The sequence below is a fragment of the Mycobacterium sp. genome (assembly GCF_019247635.1).
GTDB lineage: Bacteria > Actinomycetota > Actinomycetes > Mycobacteriales > Mycobacteriaceae > Mycobacterium.
Genome location: NZ_JAFBAR010000037.1, coordinates 1 through 8,304 on the forward strand (window position 1 = coordinate 1; position 8,304 = coordinate 8,304).

6 protein-coding genes, 4 tRNA genes and 1 riboswitch are annotated in these 8,304 nt (G+C 62.2%); of the genes, 5 read left to right on the top strand and 5 right to left on the bottom strand.

Going from position 1 to position 8,304, the window contains the following annotated elements; all coding sequences use genetic code 11:
* Positions 1 to 215 precede the first annotated feature (215 nt).
* Entirely contained in the window at positions 216 to 1,736 is a 1,521-nt protein-coding gene (fadD4, locus tag JO236_RS05760) for a fatty-acid--CoA ligase FadD4 (protein ID WP_293325967.1), read from the top strand.
* Positions 1,737 to 2,545: 809 nt separating this feature from the next.
* On the opposite strand, the gene JO236_RS05765 is transcribed toward fadD4, so the two are convergent.
* Positions 2,546 to 4,162, bottom strand: a complete 1,617-nt coding sequence (locus tag JO236_RS05765; protein WP_293325982.1) for an NRAMP family divalent metal transporter — start codon at positions 4,160 to 4,162, stop codon at positions 2,546 to 2,548.
* Between the two features lie 438 nt (positions 4,163 to 4,600).
* Here JO236_RS05765 and JO236_RS05770 point away from each other — a divergent pair, with 438 nt between their 5' ends.
* A complete protein-coding gene (locus tag JO236_RS05770; protein WP_293325970.1) occupies positions 4,601 to 4,804 on the top strand; it encodes a hypothetical protein in 204 nt (67 codons plus the stop codon).
* 271 nt (positions 4,805 to 5,075) lie between these two features.
* On the opposite strand, the gene JO236_RS05775 is transcribed toward JO236_RS05770, so the two are convergent.
* From JO236_RS05775 to JO236_RS05785, 3 genes are all read right to left on the bottom strand, one after another.
* Positions 5,076 to 5,150 (bottom strand) — tRNA-Val (locus JO236_RS05775).
* Between the two features lie 17 nt (positions 5,151 to 5,167).
* Positions 5,168 to 5,241 (bottom strand) — tRNA-Cys (locus tag JO236_RS05780).
* Positions 5,242 to 5,271: 30 nt separating this feature from the next.
* A tRNA-Gly gene (locus JO236_RS05785) sits at positions 5,272 to 5,344 on the bottom strand.
* 167 nt (positions 5,345 to 5,511) lie between these two features.
* Here JO236_RS05785 and JO236_RS05790 point away from each other — a divergent pair.
* A tRNA-Val gene (locus tag JO236_RS05790) sits at positions 5,512 to 5,583 on the top strand.
* Between the two features lie 162 nt (positions 5,584 to 5,745).
* Here the strand turns inward: JO236_RS05790 and JO236_RS05795 are convergent.
* Positions 5,746 to 6,408, bottom strand: a complete 663-nt coding sequence (locus JO236_RS05795; protein ID WP_293325973.1) for a hypothetical protein — start codon at positions 6,406 to 6,408, stop codon at positions 5,746 to 5,748.
* Positions 6,409 to 7,213: 805 nt separating this feature from the next.
* Positions 7,214 to 7,388, top strand: a riboswitch (M-box (ykoK) riboswitch).
* A gap of 273 nt (positions 7,389 to 7,661) precedes the next feature.
* Here JO236_RS05795 and JO236_RS05800 point away from each other — a divergent pair.
* Positions 7,662 to 7,961 (top strand): PE family protein, encoded by a 300-nt coding sequence (locus JO236_RS05800; protein WP_293325976.1) that lies wholly within the window; start codon positions 7,662 to 7,664, stop codon positions 7,959 to 7,961.
* Positions 7,962 to 7,977: 16 nt separating this feature from the next.
* Positions 7,978 to 8,304: PPE family protein (locus JO236_RS05805; RefSeq protein WP_293325979.1), on the top strand; the 327-nt coding region annotated here is incomplete at its 3' end.

Consider the following 8,304-nt stretch of genomic DNA (forward strand, 5'->3'; position numbering starts at 1 on the left):
CAAACGCATGACGGTGCGCGCGGTCCGGAAATCTCGCTGCACCTGAGGATGTATACCGTTGGTCCTTAACATGATTGGCGCGCAACGTTGGCACGCGGTGACCCACCAAGATCGCCCAGTGCGGCGGAACGCAATTCTCTCGTCATCGGTAGGTAGCATTCTCGGTTGCGGGCGGCCGACACGATCACCCGTCGTTCAGGGCCGAGGGGTTCGGTATGCAGTTACATGATCACTGTGAGTCCGCGAAACCCGCAGTGATCCTTCACCCCTCCGGCGCCGTCGTGAGCTTCGCAAGCTTGGAAGCCAGCGCGAACAGACTCGCCCACTTCCTGCGACGATCCGGCCTGGTAGCCGGGGACACGGTCGCGGTACTGATGGAGAACAACGGACACATCCATGCCGCGATGTGGGCGGCCAAGCGGAGCGGGCTGTACTACACACTGGTCAATACCCATCTGAGCCACTCCGAGATCGCCTACATCGTGGCGGACAGTGCGGCAAAGGCGATCATCTCCTCGAGGGCGATGCGGGGAGTGTGTCGCGAACTGTCCGACCAGCTTCCGGCTGGACTGCCATCCGTTGCGCTGATCGCCGACGACGACCTCGATGGCTGGCAGCGCTATCCGGAATGCGTGGCCGCTGAACCCTCGACACCGATCGCCAATGAGTGCGACGGCCAACTCCTGCAGTACTCCGCGGGCAGCACTGGTCGTCCGAAGGGAATCCGTCGTCCCTTGAAACCACGAGAATCCGGCGTTTCGAGACTGTCCACACCCGTGTTCGAGGCGCTCGGGGTGAGCGACGCCTCGGTCTACTTGAGCCCCGCCCCGACCTATCACACCGCGCCGGCCATGTGGACGATGGCCGCGCAAGCCGCCGGCGCGACGACGGTTCTCATGGCGAAATTTGACGCCGAACACGCCCTTGACTGCATCCAGCGCCACGGTGTCACACACGCCCAGTTCGTGCCGACGATGTTTGTGCGGATGCTACGACTGCCCGAAGAAACCCGGATGCGCTACGACTTGTCGACTTTGCGACGCGTCGTCCACGCTGCCGCTCCGTGTCCGCCCGAGATCAAACGCCAGATGATCGATTGGTGGGGGCCGATCGTCGACGAGTACTACGGGTCATCGGAAGGTGCGGGTATCTCGTTCATCCGTGCCGATGAGTGGCTTGCCCACCCAGGCTCGGTGGGCAAACCGATGCTTGGTACACCCCACATTCTCGATGACGAGGGCATCGAGCTCGGACCCAGAGAAATCGGTGAGATCTACTACGAGGGCGGTTATCCGTTCGAGTACCTCAATGACAAAGAGAAGACGGCCGCGGCGCGCAGTCCCGAAGGCTGGGTTACCGTCGGCGACGTCGGCTACCTCGACGAAGAGGGCTACCTGTACCTCACTGATCGACGCAATCACATGATCATCTCCGGCGGGGTGAACATCTACCCGCAGGAGACCGAGAACCTTCTCGTGAGTCACCCCCTGGTGGTCGACGCTGCCGTGTTCGGCGTGCCGGATCCGGTGATGGGGCAATCGGTGACTGCCGTCGTTCAGTTGGACGATCCCACGCTGGCGTCCCCCGGACTGGCCGAGGAATTGGTGGCATGGCTTCGGGATCGCATGGCGCACTACAAGTGTCCGAGATCGCTGCATTTTGAGGCGCAACTGCCGCGCACTGATGCCGGCAAGCTCTACAAGCGGGAGCTCATTGAGAAATACGGGCCTGTCTAACGGGCGCTGACAGCAGAAAAGCGGAAGGTGAAGCCGCCTAAGACCGTTGGTGCTCGAACGCGCTCAGCGAGGCTACGGCGCGATTCCCTAACCGTCACGGTGGAAGGGGCACGGCGTGGCCCGACAAATTTGGCGAGTTCTAGCTGCGTGAGACGAGAGCAGAGACACTGGTGCGCCGCGCGGTCGAAGCCGAGTGACGTCGACGTGTCGGCCGGCCGTCAACTTTGCGGTCTCAGTACCACATGTGCGGCGGCGTCGGCCCCCGGATGGATCAGAGGATCGACGCGGGGCCGTGTTTGTCAGAGTCTAATTTGATCCGTAACAAGTAGTGACTTGTTTGTCACACGGCGCCTTGTAGCTTCGGTCACCATGAAACAAATAGTCGCCGCTATAGCCGTCGTGGTATTCGCCGGTTTAGGGCTGGTTCATGTGACCCCGGCAGACGCGCAGGCACCCCACGAATGCTGGCCCTGCAGGCCACCGGTGCACAAGCATTCCAGCTGAGCACGAACGAAGTGCATGGCGCGTACGAGCGCCGCAGAGCCAACCCGTGCGAACGCAAACTGGCTAGCATGCGTCTATAGCTTTGCGTTCTTCTTGGCCAACAGCGACGTGGGTTTGTTTAACTGCGGCCGACCGTTTGGCTAGATCGGAGTCCAGACTCCGTTCTGCCAGAATCCCCAATCATTGGCTGCCGGGTTCCACATCAGGTAGCCCTGGGAGCCCACCCCGGTGGAGGTGGTTGCGGTGTCGCCCCGACTGGAACCGCCCGGGGTCTCCCGTCGGCAACCGCCCTCTCGTCCGAAATATTATCGGCCGCTGAGTTGGACAGCTTTGACGATGAGCAGGACTACGGCGGTGATGAGGTAGGTGCGCAGGGTGACCATGCCGAATCGGGTCCCGGCTGACCAGGTCACCGGCTCTAGCAGGGTCAGGGGCGGCATCCGCCAGGTGTTGCGGTCAACTCGACGTGCCAGGAATTTCGCGGGCGGCGGTGCGGGCTGGCGGCGGGCTAACCAGCGCAGCACCGCTCCGGCGGTGACGGCTAAGACGAGCGAGGCTACGCCTAGGTAGCCGGCGACCGCCTCGGCGTGGAGGTCGGGAAATAAGGTGGTGGCTATCAGGATTCCCGACACCAGCAGCAGGGTTCCGACGATCAAACCGGCTACCCCGTTAAGCCAGGGACGATTGACCCAGGGCCCCAACACTTCCCGGTCATTGCACAGCAGCAGCAAAAAGACAGTGGCGCTGGGCATCAGTAGACCGGCGAGGGCCTGCACGGCGAAGGTGATCAACCCGAGCGGGGCGCCGGGGATCAGCACCATCGCCGCGGCCAACACCACGATTGCGGTATAGAACAGATAGAACTGTTTGGCGTCGGCGAACCCGCGGTGCAGCGAGTGCTTCAGGCCGAACATATCGCCGAAGGCGTAGCTGGTGGCCAGAGTGACCGGAGCCGCGCCCAGGATCGCGGCGTCCATCAGCACGATCGCAAAGAACGAGCCGAGCATCGGATTGTGTTGGCCGAGCAGGTGTGCGATGGCGCCGGCGTCGGTGAAATTCCCCACGGTGTTGGTGGAGCGCGCCGCCCAAGCGCCGGTCATGAGCAGCGCGGCGGCGCTCATGACAACCACTAAGGCGCCCACAACGGTGTCGGCGCGTTCATAACCCATGAACCTGGGAGTGATGCGTTTGTCGACGACGTTGGACTGCTGAAAAAACAGCTGCCAGGGTGCCACCGTGGTGCCGACGATGGCGATGATCAACAGCACCGAATCCGAATTCATCCCACCCGAAATACGAGGCACCACAAACGACTTCGCCGCATCCCCCCATTGGGGGTGCGACATCAGCAGCATCGGGATCTGCACCAGTGTGATGGCGATGAAGACGAACATCGCTCGCTCCCATCGCTGGAAGCTGCCGCTTGCCATGATCGCGACCAGCGCCGCAGCCGAGACCGGCACCACAATGTATTTCGAGACGCCGAAGTACTGAGCGGCCAGCGTGATCCCGATGAACTCGGTAACAATCGTCAAGAAGTTGAGTAGGAACAGATCGCCGACAGAAAACCAGCCCCAGCCGCGGCCGAAGCGTTCCTTGATCAATCGGGCGTGCCCGACTCCGGTCACCGCGCCCAGTCGCACCACCATCTCCTGGTTGACTATGAGGACCGGGATCAGCAGTAGCAGCGTCCACAGCAGGGAGTAGCCGTAGTTCTGGCCGGCCTGGGCGTAGGTGGCCACCCCGCCGGCGTCGTTATCACCGACCATCACGATGATCCCGGGACCGACGATGGCCAGCAGCGTCAGCAGCCGGGTCTTCCACGTGCGCGAATGCCCGGTCTCACCGACGCTGATGCGCCCGAACGCTCCCTCGATATCACCCAGGTGCGCGCTGTCGAGTACCGCGGTACGCGGCCCCAAGGCTGGCGCAGCGCGATCAGGCGGCGGCCCGGAGCGCGCGGCATCGTCATCGCCAGAAATCACAGCCCGTCACCTCCCGCGGCACAGCCGGTCGATCAGCTCGGTACCCAGCATTGCGGTCACACAACACCCGGGACCACACGCGACCCCGCGGGCCGGTAGCTGAGATTCAGCGTCGATGGTCTCGATATCACCATGAGCCGAGCCTAGATTGACGCGGCATGTCCTGAATGCGCGCCGGCGCCAGGTGCGCAGTCCGAAGGAGATCCGGGTTCGACCAACGAGTCGGCGCACCAAGGTTGCACTCATCGCCGGCGGAGTGGCAGGTGTTGCTGTCGTCCTCGCCACAGTCCTCACGGTCCGCGAAACCCCTTCCTCGTACGCGACATAGGTGGACCTGCCTTTCACCGACCTCGAAACGGCGATTACTTCGATGGCGTGGCGGTCAACGCCACCGGCACCGTGTATGTCGTCGAGCGAGACAACAAAGACCGGCAGGTGGTGAAGCTGACGGTGGGCTCCACCACCCCGACGATGCTGCCGTTCACCGGACTCAACCAGCCCGACAGTGTGGCGGTAGACACCGCCGGCAGTATCTACGTGACCGAGTCGCACACGGTGCTGAAACTACCGGCCGCATAGGCGATCGACTAAATTCCAACCGATAAGTGGCGGACCTACGAGTGCAGCCGCCCCGCCGGCTCGGCGTATGCCGGAATGCGCGGCTCCGCTGTCGCTGTCGCTGGTCAGTCGACCCGGGGCTACTCGACGTGCGAGGCGTCGGCGGGGCGGTGATGGCGGTACCTGTCGACGCCTCCCTGCGCCTGTGGCGAATGTGACAACAGGGTGCGTTGTCACATTGCGTGCACCCCTATGTGACCGGCTCAAAACATGCTCTGAGCTGCGAAGATACTGGTGCGCGATACTGGGATTGAACCAGTGACCTCTTCCGTGTCAGGGAAGCGCTCTCCCGCTGAGCTAATCGCGCTTTTGGGGGTCCAAATCTGGAGGTGGAGACGGGAATCGAACCCGTGTGCACGGCTTTGCAGGCCGTTGCCTCACCACTCGGCCACTCCACCGCTGGGGGATTGATGCCACTTGCACCTTCGAGCGGATGACGGGATTCGAACCCGCGACCCTCACCTTGGCAAGGTGATGCGCTACCAACTGCGCTACATCCGCGCGCAACGGACGAGATCGTCGCCCGGTGCGAAGCACGACGATAGTCCACGTGAACGCGCCCACACAAATTTCTCGGTGTGAGCGTGTCTACGCTAGCGCGTACAAATGGCGCGTGCTGCGGAATTGCGACTCGTGCTAGTCTTCGACGTCGTTCGCCCCGCGGCGCCGGTCCCGTGGCTCAGTGGAAGAGCGTCCGCTTCACACGCGGAAGGTCGCTGGTTCGATCCCAGCCGGGACCACTCTCGCTGAGTTGATGAACACCGGTCGTGCACCGTACGTCCAATTTGTCGTCCACCGCGGTTGGGTGGAGCAGATCGGGTTCGGCGTACCCGTGATGTTTGGCGTAGGGGTGCCCTGGTCGAATTCGTCGGCACGTGGGTCCGATGAGTTCGGACCGGGCTTCAGGGCATCCAGTACGTTGGCAGCCGCTCCATCTTTTCGCGGAACGTCGGATGGTTCAATTCGGTTTCCGCGCGGCGAGTTCCCTGATCATCAAGCGGCCATCGAGCAACGCGGGTCTTGAACCATGCAACCCAGTCGACGTTTTGGCCGCCGGCGGCCAGCCCGGCCAGATATGACGCGGTTATCCAATCGCGGGTTTGAGCGAAGTTCTGTTCCAAGTGATTACGCTCCTGGTCGGCAATGTCGTCCATCGACACTACGAACGTCAGTAGGCGACCAGGCAGCGTCGATTCGTCGTTGGGGACCCAGGACTGAACAACTTCTGAACAGACGCGATCGGCCTTCTCCATGGTTGCGGTAAGGCGACGCGAATTCTCCCGGTAGCTCTGCGTCAGCACTTCCCGCGAATCGGTGTACCACGCATCAAGGGCGGTGCGCCAATCCGGAGCGTGATCCGGTTCCCAAGCGGCATAGGGCATTTGACGGATCTTCTTGACGGCCGTGTGGATACTTTCGGGGACAACCTCAGAGCCCACCATAACCTTTGACAACGACAACTCGTGGCGCCACGTCGCTCTCAGATTACCGTCACGCGCCTGTGCAAGCACCATTTGACGGAGCCAGACGTCGGCAGGGCCAAGATCGGCCGAGACCCTTTTCATTTCACTTCCTCACGGTGAGCGTATCCGCGGCCACACACATGACACGCCACGGACGAGCAATTATCAGTTGCTGAGGGCACGGTTAGTTCGGAAGAACTGTTCGCCAATATGAAAGCTGCGCGCCAATCTCTAGTGGTTTTGGCGCCACCAACAGATTTAATGGATGCTTTGAGCGCGCTGACATAACCGACTAGCTGGTCTGCCAGCTAACCGATATCGAAACCATTCACTTCAATGGTTCTTCGAACTCCCCGATTGTAAGTATCTAATCGAGGGTCGCCCTTCTAGCCGCCAGCGAACAAAACATCTCGGCGACCTGGTATCTCGTTGCCCGCGCCTATATTAGCCGTTGATCGCCGCGGCGGACAGGAGCCAAGCCTGTGAATGTCCTGGCGGGTGCCGGTTGGACAGGCACGGCCAGCGCGACGACGCCCCCGATTTTTGCCGCTCGCCAATTAATTAACGGCAAGCGAACCCGTGCCACGGCCCGCGGCCGGAAACAAACAACGCCATCCGACCCGCCGCCGGCTAGTCTCGCCCTTCGGGCTTCGACCGTTGGTCGGCGTTCCCCCGAGTGGGTAGCTGCAGCAACGGTCTGGCAAGCGTCAAGAAAACGTAAAAACCAAGCCAAGAAGCGTAGCAAGAGTAGTTTCGCAAATCCCCGAAGGTTTGCGCGTTTCTTCGGGTCTGCCTGGAGGCTGGGCGGAAGCGCGGGATGGCTGTTAGCTATCGCAGAGGTGAATTGTCGTCACGCGCTCACAACTTTCTTGACTCAGCTTGCTTCCCGGTGTCACGATGGGCCCTGCAAGCACCTCGCTAGGTGAGGCGTCTGCACGGACAAAGGCCACTGACCTCGAACGTCGAAAGACGCCCAGGGTCAGGACAGCTCTTCCCGGCTTAAGGGTTGAGCCCAAGTGGCTTCCGGCCCGAGCGGCCGGATACGCCGTGTGGTGCCGAAGCTCAGACGAGAGGGGTGCCGCCCGGAAGTGTTAACGGGCTGATATCCCGCGTGCAACAGGTGGCATTCCGAATGCCCTGGCCGCGAGGAGGTGAGAGCGAGATCAGTTCAGACGATAGTCCCTATTCCAGATCGACGACCTGCTCGTTGCCACACCGATCCGCCGTCGTTCCTGACTGAAAGTCTTGTCCTGAGCCAATTTTCGCGTCTGCGCCTCCGCTCAGATGCCGTACATCGCTGCGCCTGCACCGCTGCGGCTTCGGGCTGGGCGCATATACCGTGAGGAGAACTCCCGATGATCTTTGTTACTGCCCAACCGGAATCGCTGAACGCTGCGGCCGACAAGTTAGCGGCGATCGGTTCTATCCTGGCCGCCCAGCGCGCGGTCACTGCAGCTCCGATGACCGGCGTGGTGCCTGCTGCTGCCGATGATGTGTCGATGACGACGGCAGTGAAATTCGCGGCCCACGCTCAAGCATTTCAAGCGGTGAGCGCCCAGGCCGCCGCGATGCATGAGCTGTTCGTTTCCACGCTGCAGACCAGCGCCGGGTCGTATGCGGCCACCGAGGTGGCCAACGCTGCCGCAACCCGATAAGCGCCGAGGGGGTCTAATGATCGATTTTGCGGCGTTGCCGCCCGAAATCAACTCGGCCAGAATGTATTCTGGCCCCGGATCGACACCCATGCTGGCCGCCGCCGCGGCCTGGAACGCGATGGCTGCTGAAATGCGCGTCGCTGCAGCCTCTTACGGCTCGGTGGTTTCGGAGTTGGCCAGCGAGAGTTGGTTCGGCCCGTCGTCGGTGTCGATGTCGGCTGCGGCCGCACCCTACGTGGAGTGGCTATCTGCCACTGCCGTTCAGGCCGAGCAGGTCGGCACTCAGGCCAACGCCGCAGCGGCCGCGTACGAGTCCGCGTTCTCCATGACGGTGCCGCCCGCG

Bases quoted from the DNA above. Each gene is read 5' to 3' on its own strand.
- fadD4 (WP_293325967.1), top strand. From the start codon at position 216: ATGCAGTTACATGATCACTGTGAGTCCGCGAAACCCGCAGTGATCCTT.
- JO236_RS05795 (WP_293325973.1), bottom strand. From the start codon at position 6,408: ATGAAAAGGGTCTCGGCCGATCTTGGCCCTGCCGACGTCTGGCTCCGT.
- JO236_RS05800 (WP_293325976.1), top strand. From the start codon at position 7,662: ATGATCTTTGTTACTGCCCAACCGGAATCGCTGAACGCTGCGGCCGAC.